14 protein-coding genes are annotated in these 15,765 nt (G+C 65.0%); 2 read left to right on the top strand and 12 right to left on the bottom strand.

Features of this window, described 5'->3' with window-relative positions; genetic code table 11:
• Positions 1-814: 814 nt before the first annotated feature.
• From C2L66_RS07095 to C2L66_RS07065, 7 genes are all read right to left on the bottom strand, one after another.
• Positions 815-1,576 (bottom strand): 2-keto-4-pentenoate hydratase, encoded by a 762-nt coding sequence (locus C2L66_RS07095; protein WP_054934562.1) that lies wholly within the window; start codon positions 1,574-1,576, stop codon positions 815-817.
• Positions 1,577-1,952: 376 nt separating this feature from the next.
• On the bottom strand, positions 1,953-3,707 hold the full coding sequence (locus tag C2L66_RS07090) for a methyl-accepting chemotaxis protein (protein ID WP_060601120.1): 1,755 nt from the start codon (positions 3,705-3,707) through the stop codon (positions 1,953-1,955).
• 226 nt (positions 3,708-3,933) lie between these two features.
• Positions 3,934-4,863 (bottom strand): ribokinase, encoded by a 930-nt coding sequence (gene rbsK / locus C2L66_RS07085; RefSeq protein WP_060601123.1) that lies wholly within the window; start codon positions 4,861-4,863, stop codon positions 3,934-3,936.
• A gap of 75 nt (positions 4,864-4,938) precedes the next feature.
• Entirely contained in the window at positions 4,939-5,982 is a 1,044-nt protein-coding gene (locus C2L66_RS07080) for a LacI family DNA-binding transcriptional regulator (protein ID WP_060601126.1), read from the bottom strand.
• Between the two features lie 117 nt (positions 5,983-6,099).
• The gene (locus tag C2L66_RS07075; RefSeq protein ID WP_060601129.1) at positions 6,100-7,125 is read right to left on the bottom strand and encodes an ABC transporter permease; all 1,026 of its coding nucleotides are present in this window, start codon (positions 7,123-7,125) and stop codon (positions 6,100-6,102) included.
• Entirely contained in the window at positions 7,122-8,708 is a 1,587-nt protein-coding gene (locus tag C2L66_RS07070) for a sugar ABC transporter ATP-binding protein (protein ID WP_060601132.1), read from the bottom strand. Before C2L66_RS07070 ends, C2L66_RS07075 begins: the two co-directional genes overlap by 4 nt.
• A gap of 329 nt (positions 8,709-9,037) precedes the next feature.
• Positions 9,038-9,994 (bottom strand): sugar ABC transporter substrate-binding protein, encoded by a 957-nt coding sequence (locus C2L66_RS07065; RefSeq protein WP_054934558.1) that lies wholly within the window; start codon positions 9,992-9,994, stop codon positions 9,038-9,040.
• A gap of 550 nt (positions 9,995-10,544) precedes the next feature.
• Between C2L66_RS07065 and C2L66_RS07060 the strand changes: the two genes are divergently transcribed.
• On the top strand, positions 10,545-11,183 hold the full coding sequence (locus tag C2L66_RS07060; RefSeq protein WP_054934557.1) for a LysE family translocator: 639 nt from the start codon (positions 10,545-10,547) through the stop codon (positions 11,181-11,183).
• Between the two features lie 42 nt (positions 11,184-11,225).
• Here C2L66_RS07060 and corA read toward each other — a convergent pair whose 3' ends face one another.
• The 4 genes from corA to C2L66_RS07040 all read right to left on the bottom strand — a co-directional run bounded on the left by corA (position 11,226) and on the right by C2L66_RS07040 (position 13,630).
• Entirely contained in the window at positions 11,226-12,203 is a 978-nt protein-coding gene (gene corA, locus C2L66_RS07055; RefSeq protein WP_054934556.1) for a magnesium/cobalt transporter CorA, read from the bottom strand.
• A gap of 204 nt (positions 12,204-12,407) precedes the next feature.
• The gene (locus C2L66_RS07050; RefSeq protein ID WP_060601133.1) at positions 12,408-12,881 is read right to left on the bottom strand and encodes a hypothetical protein; all 474 of its coding nucleotides are present in this window, start codon (positions 12,879-12,881) and stop codon (positions 12,408-12,410) included.
• Positions 12,882-12,969: 88 nt separating this feature from the next.
• Complete coding sequence (locus C2L66_RS07045; RefSeq protein ID WP_082434037.1) at positions 12,970-13,398, bottom strand: type II toxin-antitoxin system VapC family toxin; 429 nt, start codon at positions 13,396-13,398, stop codon at positions 12,970-12,972.
• The gene (locus C2L66_RS07040; RefSeq protein ID WP_060602697.1) at positions 13,385-13,630 is read right to left on the bottom strand and encodes a FitA-like ribbon-helix-helix domain-containing protein; all 246 of its coding nucleotides are present in this window, start codon (positions 13,628-13,630) and stop codon (positions 13,385-13,387) included. Before C2L66_RS07040 ends, C2L66_RS07045 begins: the two co-directional genes overlap by 14 nt.
• A gap of 169 nt (positions 13,631-13,799) precedes the next feature.
• Here C2L66_RS07040 and C2L66_RS07035 point away from each other — a divergent pair, with 169 nt between their 5' ends.
• Positions 13,800-14,420, top strand: coding sequence for an AAA family ATPase (locus C2L66_RS07035; protein ID WP_060601137.1), 621 nt, complete (start codon positions 13,800-13,802; stop codon positions 14,418-14,420).
• A 161-nt stretch (positions 14,421-14,581) separates the two neighbouring features.
• Here the strand turns inward: C2L66_RS07035 and C2L66_RS07030 are convergent, their stop codons facing one another.
• Positions 14,582-15,679: a saccharopine dehydrogenase family protein gene (locus C2L66_RS07030; protein ID WP_035990998.1), complete on the bottom strand. Its 1,098-nt coding sequence runs from the start codon at positions 15,677-15,679 to the stop codon at positions 14,582-14,584.
• Positions 15,680-15,765 lie beyond the last annotated feature (86 nt).

Here is a 15,765-nt window from a genome sequence, read left to right as displayed (position 1 = left end):
TGAAAATCGCGCCACAGCTAGCACTGTCCTACCCCTGCTTGATGACGCAAATTCGGTCACCTACAATCCTTGCCCACACCACGAGAAACATGAAGGGCAGTGCTGCATTGCATTCCGCGTTCCTTCCCCGCACTTCATCTGTCGCATGACATACGAACCACGTGGCATCGCGCAGTTCCCTGCCGCAGTTCCCTGCACTGCCCGCTGCACTACCGGCTGCACTACCGCTACCTGCACTTTTACGCACATTCGCAAAAGACCCGCATAACAGGCTGTGTGCCTGACCACATTCCGTCCACACATTACTTCGTCTTGCATGTACGTGCAGTGCATGTGACCCGCTTCCAGCGACGCGATGCTTCATGCTTCGACAGCGTCGCTGACGTCCCTTCCGCCATAACGCGCGCATCGGTGCTTGCGACGACAGCGCGCACGCTGTGTTACATGTTTCGCATGTGCGCCAACGCGCACTTCCTGCTGTTCGTCCGTGCGTATGTCAATTCGTTCAACACAAACCTGCACACGCACGACTGCAGCCAGCGAACGTCGCAAACGTTGCGCACCGTCAAAATCCATGACGTCGGCAGGGTCGGCATGTACGCGCGTTCATGTCTGTATGACGGCGCGTGCAGCGCGTATCTGAATAGGTGGATGTAACCAGGTGTTCGCCCGTCGCCCGCAGTTCATGACAGATAGTGCCGGTGCAGGCGGGCGTGGGGCATGCGCACGCAGCGGCACGTCATCGACGTCGCGCCGCTGCCGCTTGGGGTGGGATGGAGAGATGGCGCGAGACGCGCGGTAGGACGTTAGTGGTTTACGTCAACTCGACTTCGACTTCACCCAGTCCGTCGATATGGCCATAGACGCGCCCCGGCCCATCGACGCGATGCGCGCCCACATAAGAGCCCGTCGTAATGGTCCAATCCGGCTCGATCGTGATACCCATGGCCGCGCAATGGTTGACGAACCACACCAGCAGCTCGCGCGGGTCGCCGGCCGGATTGCCCGGCGATTCGGGCACGAGCGACGTGCCGTCGAACGTCAGTTCGAGCTCGGGAGAAACGAAATCGAACGAACGCGCGATCGACGCATAAGACACGGGATGCCCCGTCACCAGTGCGCCGTTGTTCTGTGCGTCGGCGAGTTGCGCGAGCGGCGCGATGTTCGGCCATTCCGCAAAACGGCTGTCGACGATCTCGATGGTGGGCAGCACCGACCCGACGCGCGCGAGCACTTCGTCGCGCGCATAGGCCTGGCCTTGCGGCTCGATCGGCTCGGCAAAGCGGAACGCGACCTCCAGCTCCAGCAGCACGCGGAAAAACGCACCATGTTCGAGCCGCGCAGGCGACGCGACCGTCAGCGCGGCCGGAATCGGCGCACCCGAGGTCGGGCCGCCCGGGGCTTTGGCACCGATTTTCCACGCACCCGTCTCGCCGCCCAGGCCCGCGATCACCGCCTGCTGGATCGCGTAGGCTGTGGCGGCGTCGGGCGGAAGGGTGTCGAGCGGCAGCGTGCCGATGGCGCGGTGCTGGCGGCGCGCATGCACGATGCGTTGCGCGAGGTCATGATCCGTCATGTCGTTTCCCTGTTGGCTGTGTTGGGGCGTGGCGTGGCATGGCGAGGCAGATGCAACGGTGCATGGCGTCGCGGCACCGCAAAGGCCGCAACGAGGCTCGCCGCTCGGCCCTCACGTCATACGGTCTGCATGTTGTCATACGGCGTGGGACGATGCATGACGACACCGGGCGGCCGGTTCGCCACCGCGTTCGTCAATGTACCGGAACAATTACGCGCCGGGTCGGGTTCGGCGTGCGCCAGAAAGAAAAAGACGACTGCCCTGGCATGGTCAGTCGTCCCGGTTCTGCATCACTGCGCATCCCTCCGCGCCAGCGGACGAAGCGCTCGCTCACGCGTGGCGGCGCATGCCGCGTCGCGAGCCCAGTTTTGGTGCGTCAGAAAGTTTCCCAATCCGCATCCGATGTCACCGCCGCTTTTTGCGGCGCCGCTGCCGCACGAGCGGGCGCGGCTGCGGGCGCAGCGGCCGGCGCGGCGGGCGCCGGGTTCACCGCGGGCATCGACGGCGCGACCCTGCGCGGCGCGCTGCCGGGCGCGGCGTGACGCGTCGCGCGCCTGGCGGGCGTGGCGGCAAATGCCCCGCCCCCGCCCGATTCGTCGACCTGGAACACGGAAACGGTCGTGCGCAGCTTGGCCGCCTGCTCTTCCAGCGAGGAAGCCGCCGCCGCCGCTTCCTCGACGAGCGCCGCGTTCTGCTGCGTCACTTCGTCCATCTGCGTGACGGCACGGGCGACCTGGTCGATGCCGCTGCTCTGCTCCTCGGATGCCGCCGCGATTTCGCCCATGATGTCGGTCACGCGCTGCACCGCGCCGATGATCTCCGTCATCGTGCGGCCTGCTTCGTCGACGAGTGCCGAGCCCACCTGGACCCGCTCGACCGACGTGTCGATCAGTTCCTTGATCTCCTTCGCCGCCGCCGACGAGCGCTGCGCAAGGCTGCGCACTTCGCCCGCGACCACCGCGAAGCCGCGGCCTTCCTCGCCCGCGCGGGCCGCCTCGACGGCCGCGTTCAACGCGAGAATGTTGGTCTGGAACGCAATGCCTTCGATGATCGAGATGATGTCAGCGATCTTCGCCGAGCTCTGGTTGATGTCGCCCATCGTGCCGACCACCTGGCCGACCACCGAGCTGCCCCGGTTGGCGATTTCCGACGCATTCGCCGCGAGCGCGCTCGCCTGGCGGGCATTGTCGGCGTTCTGCTTCACGGTGCCCGTGAGCTCCTCCATGCTCGACGCCGTTTCCTGCAGCGCCGAGGCCTGCTCTTCCGTGCGCGACGACAGGTCGATATTGCCCGCCGCGATCTGGCGCGTGGCCGTGGCGATCGACTCGCTGCCCGAACGCACGGAACGCACGGTCTCCGTCAGGCTGCGCTGCATCTTGCCGATGCCTTCGATCAGCTGCCCCATTTCGTCACGCGAGGTCGGGACGATCGGACGGCGCAGATCGCCGGCGGCGATCGCGTCGAAGTGCCCGAGCGCTTCCGACAGCGGCCGCGCAATCGCGCCGCGCAGCGTGAAGTACGAGAACAGTGCGGCGAGCACGCCCGCGACGAGGCCGCTGATGCTGACCACGCGGAACGTCGAGAAGCTCGATTGCGCGCTGTCGAAGCCGTCTTTCGCCTGTTCGAACTGATATTTGCGCAGCGTGTCGTCGGCCGTGGAGAGCTCGTTGTAGGCGGCTTGCAGGCGCTTTGCGCCGTCGAGGATCTTCGGTTGATCGTTTGCGCTAACGATTGCGTAGAAGGACTCCATGACCTGATGCAGCGCGTCCCGCTTGCCCGAAGCTTCCTGCGCGAGGCGATCTTCTTCGCTGCCGCGCGGCAGCGACAGATAGCGTTTCCACCATTCATCCGACAGCGTGCGCATCGAGCGGGCACGATCCAGCGTCGCGGCCGCTTCCGGCGTGCCGATCATGAACGCCGCGCGATCCAGCGCGAGACGCTCGCGCGCCGCGAAGATCTCGGCGTTGCCGATATCGACGGCGCTCGGCATCTGGTTCGTGTACATGTCGCGCATCGATTCGTTCGAGCGGCTCAGGCCGAACAGCCCGAGAAGTCCGATCGCGACCAGCAGCGCGGCGAGAAAAGCCATCGTCAGGCCGATTCGCGCCTTGATGGTGATGCCCTTGTTCATGCTTCTTCCTGTGAGATGTCGATGAGAGGCGCTTGGTAACGCATTGCGTATGCGGTGGTTTTGCGCGGCGCCGTTTGATATGGATCAAGACGCTCTGACTGCGTTTACGGCATCCCGACGGAAGACTTGAAGCTTCTATATGGTCTGAGGAAATACCCTGGGGGACCTGGTAAGTATTACAATGCGCGGCGGGTGACGACCCGCCAGCTCTCGAGGACCACGAGCGTCAGATGTCGCCGACTTCGGCGCGGGTCGGAATGGACGGCTGCGCGCCGGCGCGCGTCACCGAAATCGACGCGGCGCGCTGCGCGAAGCGGATCGCGTCGGCGACATCCGCGCCGCGCGCCAGTTGCGCGGCAAAACCGCCGATGAAGGTGTCGCCCGCTGCCGTGGTATCGACGGCCTTGACGCGCGGCGCATCGAAATGCTGGGGCGCCGCTTCGCCGAGCGCGGCCACGACGCCTTGCGCGCCCAGGGTGATGATCACGTTGCGGGCACCCGCGCGGCGCAATGCGTCGGCGGCGGCGTTCGCGTCGGCGGGAGTCGCCACGGGCAAGCCCGTCAGCGTCGCCGCTTCGAGTTCGTTCGGAATCAGATAGTCGACGAGTGGCAGCCAGTCTGCGGGCAGCGGGCCCGTAGCGGGCGCGGGGTTGAGAATGACGGTCTTGCCGATCCGTCGCGCGGCGGACAGCGCTGCATGCACGGCGGCGGGCGGCGTCTCCAGCTGGCAGATCACGACCTGCGCAGCCGCCAGCACGGTCTCGTGCCGCGCGAGCGTCGCGGGCGTCACCTCGCCGTTGCTACCCGCGATGATGACGATCGCGTTCTGGCTGCCGTCGTCGACGATGATCAGCGCCACGCCCGTCGGTGCCGTCGCGCTGGTTTCCAGCGCGGTGCAGTCGATGCCCTCCGCCTCGAGGCCCGCGCGCAGTTGCGCGCCGTTCGCATCCGCGCCGACACAGCCGATCATCGCCACCTGCGCGCCCAGACGCGCCGCGGCGACGGCCTGATTGCCGCCCTTGCCGCCCGCCACCTGCGCGAACGTGTGGCCCGCCAGCGTTTCGCCCGGCTGCGGCAGGCGCGGCGCACGCGCGACGAGATCCATATTCAGACTGCCGACCACGGTTACGTGCCCGCGCGCTTCATTCGTTGCCACGGTTGCCTCCTGTGGTTGCCAACCGGGCGTCTGCCCGTTGCGCCCGCATTCGTCATGCGTGCGCCGCAGCCGCGCTCAGGCCGCCCTGACCCCGCGACGCGCGCCCGCAAAAGCCGCCGTCGATTCGCGCAGGATCAGGCGCGGCGCGATCACGCGGCGCCGGAACGCGGCGCCCGTGGGCGTGCCCGCCGGCGTGCCGCTGATTCGCTCGATCAGCGTTTGCGCCGCCATTTCGCCGAGCGCGCGCACCGACTGGCCGACCGTCGACAGCGCCGGGTACGTGAAGCGCCCCAGTTCGATGTCGTCGAAACCGATCACCGAGCAGTCCTGCGGCACGCGCAGACCGCGTTCGGCCGCCGCGCGCAGCGCGCCGATGCCCATCATGTCGTTGCCCGCGAAGATCGCCGTCGGCTGGACGGTGTCGAACAGCTGTCCCGCCGCGCGGTAGCCGCCGCTGCCCGAGAAATCGCTTTCGACGATGCCGTTCGGCGCGATCTCGATGCCGCGCTCGGCCATCGCGCGGATGAAACCGTGCACGCGCATCGCGCTGACGGCCGTCTCGACGGGACCCGTGATGCAGCCGATCTTCGAATGCCCGAGTTGCAGCAGATGGCGCGTCGCGAGATAGGCGCCCTTTTCGTGGTCGATCTGCACGAGATCGGCGGATACGCCTTCGATGTTGCGGTCGACGATCACCAGCGGCTCGCGCGAATCGGCCAGGGTTTTGGCAAGCGTCGCGTCGTCGCCCGCCGACGCGACGATCAGTCCGTCGATGCGTTTTTCCTGCAGCACCCGCAAATAATTGCGCTGCTTGGCCGGATCGTCGTCCGAGTTGCAGAAGAACAGGCAATAGCCATTGCGCGCGCAACCATCCTCGATCCCGCGCGCCATTTCCGCGAAATACGGGTTCGTGCTGTTCGGCACGACGAGCCCGATCGTCGCCGTCGAGCGCGCCTTCAGCGACCGCGCGACGGCGGACGGCACGTAGTTGAGCTGGCGGATCGCCAGTTCGACCTTCGAGCGCACATCCGCCGACACCGGCCGCGTATTGTTCACGACATGCGACACCGTCGTGAACGACACGCCGGCAATGGCCGCCACATCCTTGATCGTCGCCATAAGCTGAAACTCCCCTGCCTGTTCTTATTGCTGGCCAATGCAGCTCATGCTGCATCCGCGGTGCTCTCGTTAGTTCTTGCTGGGTGTCCGCCGTCCCGCGCCACGGCGGCCCCTGTTTCAACTGCGTTTGCGCCTGCTGCGATACGTGTCCAGCACGACCGCGACCACGATCACGGCGCCCGTGATGATCCGCTTGGTCGGCTCGTTCGCGCCGATCTGCGCGAGTCCCGCCGCCAGCACCGAAATGATCAAGACGCCAAAAAACGTGCTGATCACCGATCCGCGCCCGCCCATCAGGCTCGTGCCGCCGATCACGACTGCCGCGATCACCTGCAGCTCGAGTCCCACGCCCGCGTTCGGGTCGGCGGCTTCCAGACGCGAAATCTGAAACAGCGCCGCGAGCCCGGACAGCGCGCCCATCAATGCAAATACGATCACCTTGTACGGCTTCGGGTTCACGCCCGCGAGCCGCACCGCTTCCTCGTTCGTGCCGATGCCGACCAGATAGCGGCCGAACACCGTGCGCGTGAGCACCAGCTGCGCGACGATCATCACGGCCACCGCGATCAGGAATGCCGGCGATATGCCGAGCGCGATCGGGTTGGACAGAAAGTCGAAAGCGTCGCCGATATAGGCGGTGCGCGAGTTCGTCATCTGGTAAGCCAGCCCGCGCGCCGCTTCCAGCACGCCGAGCGACACGATGAACGACGGAATCCGCCAGCCCACCGTCACCGCGCCCGTCACCGTGCCCGTCAGCGCCGCCGCCGCGAGACCCAGCACCGCCGCCACGAACGGCCCGAGCTGCCACTTCAGCGCCGCGACGCTCACGACCGACGCGCCCAGCGCCAGCACCGAGCCCACCGACAGGTCGATGCCCGCGATGATCAGCACGAAGGTCATCCCTACCGACATGACAACGAGATCGGGAATCTGGTTCGCGATCGTGACGAACGTGTCGTACGTCAGGAAGTGCGAACTGAGCACCGAAAACAGCGCGATCATCGCGATCAGCGCCCCCGCAAGGCCAAGATAGTTCGAAAAGCCCAAACGCGTGCCCGCCGGCTTGCCGCTTGCGAGCGGCGCCGACGGATCGGCGACGGCGCTTCCCGTCGCGTCCTTATCCGTGACCCGTTGGTCGTTCATGACTGAGTCTCTCCCTCGCCGGTGTCGTGCGTGTGCAGCAGCGCCTCGCGACTGCGATAGCCCGCGAAGGCCGCCGCGAGCAATGTGTCCTGGGTCCACTCGTCCCGTTTGAACACACCCGTCATGCGTCCCGCCGACATCACGCCGATCCGGTCGCAGATCAGCATCAACTCGCGCAGGTCGCTCGACACGACCACGAGCGCGCGCCCGTCGCGAGCCAGCGCGCCCATCAATCCATAAATATCGAACTTCGCGCCGACATCGATGCCGCGCGTCGGTTCGTCGAATAGCAATACCCTGCAATCGCGCGCGAGCCAACGGCCAATCACCACTTTCTGCTGGTTACCGCCCGACAGCTCGCCGACCGGCTGCGCCGGCCCCGAGGTGCGGATGCGCATCGCGTCGATCTGTTTCTTCGCGAGCGCGTTCTCGCGCTTCGCGTCGACGATGCCATGCCGCGCCACGCTGCGCAGATTGCCCAGCGACACGTTGGCCGCGATCGGCTGCGGCAGCAGCAGGCCTTCGCCCTTGCGATCTTCCGTGATCAGCGCGATGCCATGCTTCACGGCGTCGGCAGGCGTGTCGATCTGCACCGGAGCGGGCGCGGCACCCGGCGCAGCTGCCAGCGATACCGTGCCGGCATCCTTCTGGTCCGCGCCGTAGATCAGCCGCATCAGCTCCGTGCGCCCCGCGCCGATCAGTCCGCTGACCCCGAAAATCTCGCCCGCCTTCACTTCGAACGACACGTCGCGCACCACGGGCGCGCGGCTCATCCGTTCGACTTTCAGCAGCGTCGCGCCGATGTTGCGCACGCCCAGGTCGATCCGCTCGCCAAGCTCGCGCCCCACCATCAACGTGACGATCTGGTCGCTCGTCAGGTTCGCCATGGCGTCGACGCGCACCAGCTTGCCGTCGCGCAGCACGGCGATCCGCTCGGCCACGCGCGCCAGTTCCTCGAGCCGGTGCGAGATGTAGACGAGCGCCACGCCGCGCGCCTTCAGCGCGTCGATCTGCTCGAACAGCAGGTCGACCTCGCGAGCCGTCAGCATGGCCGTCGGCTCATCCAGAATCAGCACGCGGCAATCGCCGATCAGATTGCGCGCGATCTCCACCATTTGCTGATGGCCGATGCCCAACTCGCCGACCAGCGTGTCGGGGTCGATCGCCTCCAGCCCCACTTGCGCCATCGCCCCGCGCGCGTCCTCGCGCAGCTTCGCGCGATCGATCCAGCCAAAACCGTTGCGCGGGAGACGGTTCAGAAACAGGTTCTCCGCGACCGACAAGGTTGGCAGCAGATTCAGTTCCTGCATCACCATCCGGATGCCGAGCGCTTCCGCTTCGGTGCGGCTCGCGGGCGCATACGGCCTGCCTTCGAGCTGCATCGTGCCCGAAGTCGGATCGACCAGCCCGCCGACGATCTTCGACAGCGTGCTCTTGCCCGCACCGTTCTCCCCCGTCAGCGCGAGCGCCTCCCCGGCGTGCAACGCCAGCGAGACGTCGGCCAGCACAGGCTCGACGTAGGTCTTGCCTATGCCCTTCACGGACAGCACAGCAGGCAATGCTTCTTGGTCGGTTGATGCCATCGTGATCCAGATCTCGTAGCCGCCGCGCGGCGCCTGCGCGGACCGGGCAAGTCCGGCATCGCCTCAGGCAGCGCTGGCCGGCGGCCGCGCAAGTCATGCGGCAGCGGGCACAAACAACGCACAAGCCGGGCACTAAACCCTGCGCAAATCCGATGGGGAACGCTTCGGATTGCGCGCTTGCCGTCCTCATCCTCGCGCGAGTCGCCTGCCGCCATGACGCTTACCTCTGGCATAACGGCGGCGCGGCGAATTTCTTGAGCGTTTGGTTAACATTCGCGCGGGCCGGCGCGCCCCACCGGCAGCGGGCCGCCCGGCACCCGCGCGGGCCATTACTTCGTGACGAGATCGACAGGCGTTTCGACCACGCCCGACAGGTCCGACTGCTTCTTGTGCTCTGCGATCGCCTTGAGCGCGACGTCGATGCCGAACACGGCCTGCTTGGCCGCGTACTGGTCAGCCGTGGCGAGCACGCGGCCATCTTTCAGCATCGGCTTGATCGCGTTGATATTGTCGTAGCCGACCACGTAGACCTTGCCTTGCTTGCCAGCCGCGCGCACGGCCGACACCGCGCCGATCGCCATGTTGTCGTTACCGCACAGCAGCGCCTTGATGTTCGGATATGCATTGAGCATCGACGACGCGATTGCATTGCCCTTGTCGATTTCCCACTCGCCCGATTGCACCGAGTCGATCTTCGCGCCGACCTTCTGCATCGCCGTCTTGAAGCCGGCCGTGCGTTGCTGCGCGTTGGTCGTGGTCGACACGCCTTCGATAATGCCGACCTCGTCGCCCGATTTCAGCTTCTTCGCCAGATAGTCGCCGACCTTCTCGGCGCCCTTCGCGTTGTCCGGGCCGACGAACGGCACGTTCAGATCCTTCGACTTCAGCACGTCGGAATCGAGCTTGTTGTCGATGTTCACGACGATGATGCCGGCGTCCACCGCCTTCTTGACCACGGGCACGAGCGCCTTCGAATCGGCAGGCGCGAGCACGATCGCATCGACCTTGGAGACGATCATCTGCTCGACGATGCGGATCTGGTTCGCCGTGTCGGTCTCATCCTTGATGCCGTTGGTGATCAGGTCGAACTGGCTGGCGTTGTGCTTCTGGTAGTCCTTCGCGCCCGTCTCCATGGTGAGGAAGAACTCGTTGGCGAGCGACTTCATGACGAGCGCGACTTTGGGTTTCTTCGCGGCCTGGGCCCAGGCCGACGAGAACGGCATCGCGGCGGCTGCCGTGAGCACGACGGCGGTGGTCAAAACGCGGCGGCGAATGCGTTGGTTCATGCAGAATCTCCAGTTGTTGGACTCATGCGAGCCCGTTTTTTGATTGTGCGCAAACGTTTGCGAGCGATATTCTCGGCGGCGCCTGTTCGCAGTGTCAACGACTGACAGTGTTGCGCTGCACAGCACGCCGCAGCGCGCAGCGCGCGGCTGGACGCACGGGTTGCCGTGAAGCGTCGGCGGGACGGCGAAGATCGTCGTTGCAAGAATGGCTCGCTTGTTCTGCGTTGGTCGGCCTGTGCGAACGACGCAGCCTGTGCGAAGGCTCGCGTCCTGTTCGCAGCGGCGTTCGTCGATGCCCGGCGCTGCAACACACCGGTATTGCCTTACTGCTGCTTTCCCATCTTCCCGCAAGCCGCAAGTTATGTGGCAAGCAGGTCGCATATGCTGGCGCTTAATTGCGCCTGCTGCAAGTTAAATAGCGTCAGACGTCGCGATCGGCGCAACAGAGGGGACGGGGTATCATGGGCCGGATGGCCTGGTCATCGGTTGCAGTTGCTCGCGGCATCGAGGCGGGCCGTGTATTCATCTGCAGAGTTGTCACGAGGTTGCCATGTTAGGTATCAGCCAGTTCCCGCTGTTTCTCGTCGCCGTCACCGTGCTCAATCTGACGCCCGGGCCGGACATCGCGTATGTCGCTGGCCAGAGCATCGCGCAGGGACGGCGCGCGGGCCTGCTTTCTGCGCTCGGTGTCGCGTTCGGCGGCTGCATGCATACCGTCGCCTGCGCGCTCGGCATCACCGCGCTGCTGGCGGCGTCGCCGGGCGCATTCAACGCGATCAAGTGGATCGGCGCTGCATATCTGATGTATCTCGGCCTGCGGATGCTATGGCCCACGGCGTCCGCCGTGGTCAAGGGCGAAGCGGCACCCGTCGCGCCCCGTTTGTCGCGCGGCACGCTGCTGTTTCGCGGCTTCGTGACCAACGCGTCGAACCCGAAGGTGCTGCTGTTCTATGTCGCGTTCTTCCCGCAATTCGTCAGCGCCGACAGCCCGCACAAGACGCTCGCGTTTCTCGTGCTGGGCGCCGTGTTCGTGACGCTCGGGCTGTTCAACGACTGCGTGATCGCGTGGCTCGCCGCCACGGCCGCGCGTGCCGTGAAGTCGCGGCCCTCCGTGCGGCGCTGGATCGACCGGGTGATCGGCGCGGGCTTTATCGGCCTGGGTGTGCGGCTCGCGTTGACGAAGCGCTGAGCGAATCGCCGCTGAGGTATTCCGCAACGCACCCCGCGCGCGTCAAAGCCAGTTTGCCTTCTTGAAGCCGCGGTACAGCGCGAAGTCGATCAGCAGCATCACCAGCAGGCAGATGGGATAACCGTACTTGAAATGCAGTTCGGGAATCTCCTGGAAGTTCATCCCGTAGATGCCGGCAATCATGGTCGGCACGGCGAACAGCGCGGCGAACGAGCCGAGCCGCTTGGTCACCTCGTTCTCCGCCAGCGAGATCATGCCGAGGTTGACCTGGATGGCCGTGACGATCATTTCGCGGCGGCCTTCGATGGTCCGCACGCTGCGGTCCAGATGATCGTACACATCGCGGAAGTACGCCTGCATGCCGACGCAGATGGCGGGAATACGCCCGCCCGTCAGCTTGCTGATGCCTTCGAGCAACGGCGCGATGTGATGCTGGAGCATCACGAGGCGGCGCTTCAACGAGTACAGGTCTTCGATGATCGCCCGGGACGAGGCCAGGTCGTGCTTGTCGAAGATACGGTCTTCGATTTCCTCGATCTCGGTGCCGATTGCTTCGAGAATCGGGAAATAGCGGTCGACGACATTGTCGGCAAGCGCGTACAGCACGAACGCCGCCCCTTCCTTCAACAGTTGCGGCTCGCGCTCGCAACGCGCGCGGACCTCCTGGAAGCCGTGACGCGTGCCGCGCCGTACCGACAGCACATAGTTCGCCCCGACGAATACATCGACTTCGCCGATCACGAATTCGCCGTCGTCGTCGGTTTCGATGGTGTGCATGACGGCGAACAGCGAGTCGCCGTACTCCTCGATCTTCGGACGCTGATGGCCGTGGCGTACGTCCTCGACGGCCAGTTCGTGCAGTCCGAATTCGTGCTTCATTACTTCGAGTTCGCCGGGGCCGGGATCTTTCAGCGCGACCCAGACGAAGCATTCGGGTTTGGCGACGTAGACGCTGATGTCGTCGATTTCGATGTCGGCCAGTTTGCGGCCGTCCTGGTACGCGGCGCAGTTGATCAGCATGATTGAATACCTTGAATACGAATCGGCTTTGCGGATTACAAATTGTTAGTCGCGAAGGGCGAGCCGATGTCTCCGTCGGGTCGCAGTCCAATGCAAAGCCGCGCGGCGCGCGGTGTCAAGCTGCGATGTTACGTGGAGTTGAACCGCGACGCTGTGTCGAATTGTCAACGCGCGGCCGAACCCGCCTCGTTCACGGACCTTCGATCAGTTGGCGACGCGCCGCAGCATGATCCTGCGATCGTCGTTGAACGAAACGCTGGCGCGATTCGAGTAGCGCCTGTCGGGCGTGACGATGAAATCGATCTCGACGACGGGATCGAACTGCGTCGACACGCCGATGCGATGCGTGCCGCGCGTGAGCCAGAGGACGATGTGCTCGCCGTTCATGATGTCCGCGATCCGCTCGCCGTCGACATACACGAGCGCGTCGCGAAACCGCACGATCACGTTATCGCTGCGCTCGCGACGTAGATCGACGGCGACCTTGTCGGCGCCTGGCTGCGTGTAGCCCTGCTTGACGACCCGCTCGGCGGGGACGTCCTTGAACGGCACCTTGTCGGCTGGCGTGGCCGCGCAGCCGCCGACAAACGCGGCAATGACGGCCGCGACGGCAGCGCCTGAAGCCGCCGCCATGAACTTGACCGCTGCCTGCGTCGCGCGACCCTGTGTGCGTGTCATCGTTCGTCTCCCCGTTGCATGGTTCCGCTTCCCTGCTGGTCGACTGGTTTTGCAGTCGTACGCTTTGCCCGTCGCTACGCAGAGCAGGTCATGCGTCGAGAAGCTGGAACGGATTGAGCACCCGTGCGCCCGTGCCATCGAAGTCTGCCACGTTGCGCGTCACGACAGTCAGGTTGTAGATCAGGGCCGTGGCCGCGATCAGTTTGTCCAGCGAATGCCCGGGGTCGGGCACGCGCAGATGGCCCCACGTCTGCGCAACGTCGGTGCCGACATTCAAGATGTGGCTGCTGAACGAATTCATGATCGTGTCGAGCCAGCCTTCCAGGCGCAATGCCTGGAACTTGTCGCCCCGATGCCGGATCAGGTCGACGCCGCGCCGCAACTCGCCAACCGTCACCACAGACAGATACAGGCGATGCCCGCCTTCCTTCGCCGTTTCGAAAAAAGCCTGTACGCCCGGATTGGCGCGGCTGCTCTTGCGCATTTCGCTGATTACATTGGTATCAATCAAATACACCCGGTCCCCCGCTATCGTCAGTTGCGTCATTGCGGCGCTCGAAGTCGGCGTCGTCGCCGACGTCGGGCATGCTCATCAGCAATTCCGCAAAGCTGAGCTTCTTGGGCTGAAAGAGCGCCTGCGCCAGGATTTCCCGATGCTCTGCTTCGACGCTGCGCCCGTGAGCCGCGGCCTGCTCACGCAGGTTCTGCACCAACGCATCGTCCAGATTTCGGACCAAAAGATTTGCCATTTCCATTCCCCGCTACACGTGTGATAGCAATGATATCAAAAGGTGTGGCACAGTCAATTCGGCCGAATGGCATAGGGCTTGCGGCATGCCGCCATCCCCTTCAACATCGGTTGCGGCGGCTTGCGCACAGCGCTATCGGCCCTCACCTTCACCACCGGGATTTATCGACGTGACGCATCTGGTTTTTATCTGTGGCCATGCCGGGACTGGCAAGACGACGCTCGCCAAACGGCTGATCGGCCCATTGATGAGAGCAACCGGCGAGGCCTTCTGCCTGCTCGACAAGGACACCCTATACGGCGCCTATAGCGCGGCCGCGATCGGCGCGCTGACGGGTGATCCGAACGACCGCGACAGCCCGCTCTTCCTGCAGCACTTTCGCGACCCGGAATACCGCGGCTTGTTCGATACGGCCGCCGAGAACCTTCGGCTCGGCATCGGCGTCGTTGCCGTCGCTCCGCTGTCGCGCGAAGTGCGCGAGCGCAAGCTGTTCGATCACGCGTGGCTCGGCGTGCCGGACGGGGTGGACATCAGCGTCGTGTGGGTGTCGACGGCGGAAGACACGTCCCGCGAGCGGATCGCTGCGCGCGGCAATCCGAATGACGCCTACAAGCTCGCGCATTGGGACGAATACCGGCAGCGCCGCTTCGTGCCGACGGGCGACGCGCGCGACGGCCTGCTGATGTTCGACACCACGGCACCCGCCCCCACCGACTACGACGCCCTGCTCGCGCGGATCGTGCAGACGCCGCAGCCGCCCGGCATGATGTTGCCGCCGATGCCGGTATGACCCAGCCCCCGCATCCGGAGCACGCGCCGCGGTAAACGGCAAAGCGGGCGTCACCCGTCGAGGATGAACGCCCGCTATGTTATTGCCTGATACACAAAACGGCTCTCTCTGAAGCCTCACTCTCAAACTGGCCCTCGGTCCGGCTGGTGCTCTTCCTGACGTCAGACAGTCGCCATTGCGTCGAGTGCGCGGCCTTCGTACAGCTGGCCAAAACGATTCGCGAGGAAATCGCGCAGCGCCACCTGCTCCTGACGCACGAAGCCGCTTTGCGGCAGCTTCTTCTCACGGAACAGATCGAGCACCGCGCACATCGCGCCCGCCGTGGTGATCTGGATCGCGCTCATCGGCACGCCGCAGACCGTCTTCGCGAAAATCTTGCGCGTGAACACTTCCTGCACCAGTTGTCCGTCGCGCACACCCGTCACGGTGATGAACACGAGCACCACGTCCTGAGCCGTTGCCGGCACCGAGCGGCGCATGATCGTCTTCAGCGTGTCGCGATCCGTGGCCATACGCAGGTCTTCGAGCAGGAACTGCATCAGGTCGCGATGACCCGGATAGCGCACCGACTTGTAATCGAGCGTCTCGACACGGCCCGACAGCGTCTCGCACAGCGTGCCCAGCCCGCCCGACGTGTTGAACGCCTCGTACTCGATGCCGTCGAGCGAAAAGTGCTCAAGTCCTTCGAGCGGCTGCACCCATTGCGTGCGGCTGTCGCGGATTGCTTCGCAGGGCTGGCAGTATTCGTTGATGAGACCGTCGACGCTCCAGGTCAGGTTGTACTTCAGCGCGTTGGTCGGAAACTCGGGCAGCGCGCCCACGCGCATCTTCACGTCGCGGATTTCGGTGAAGCGGTTGGCCAGTTCATGCGCGGCAATGCCGATGAAGCCCGGCGCCAGACCGCATTGCGGCATGAAGGCATGGTCGGCGCCGTCGGCGATCGCGCGGATGGCGTGCGTCGCGCGCACGTCTTCCGTCAGATCGAAGTAATGCACGCCCGCACCCTTCGCCGCCGACGCCACGCTCACCGCGAGGTAGTAAGGCAGCGCATTGACGAGCGCGTCGAAGCCCTGGATTTCGGCGCGCAGCGCGGCGGCGTCGGCGGAATCGACGCGGCGCGTCGGGATGCCTTGCGCGGCCAGTTTGTCGAGCGCGTGTTGATCGCGGTCCAGCGCGAGCACTTCGTAGTCGCCCGTCTCACGCAGCATGTGCGCAATGGTATGACCGATCAGACCTGCGCCAACGATGGCAACTTTCATGCGCTTCTCCTTTGTTATCTCTGGTTGATGTCGGCGCGCCGCAGCGAACCTCTACCCAAGAGTTTATGGAGAAGGCGAGTCGGTTT

The sequence above is a fragment of the Paraburkholderia caribensis genome (genome assembly GCF_002902945.1).
Classification (GTDB): domain Bacteria; phylum Pseudomonadota; class Gammaproteobacteria; order Burkholderiales; family Burkholderiaceae; genus Paraburkholderia; species Paraburkholderia caribensis.
Note: the sequence above shows the minus strand (reverse complement) of the source record. Positions and strands in the feature narration are given on the sequence as shown.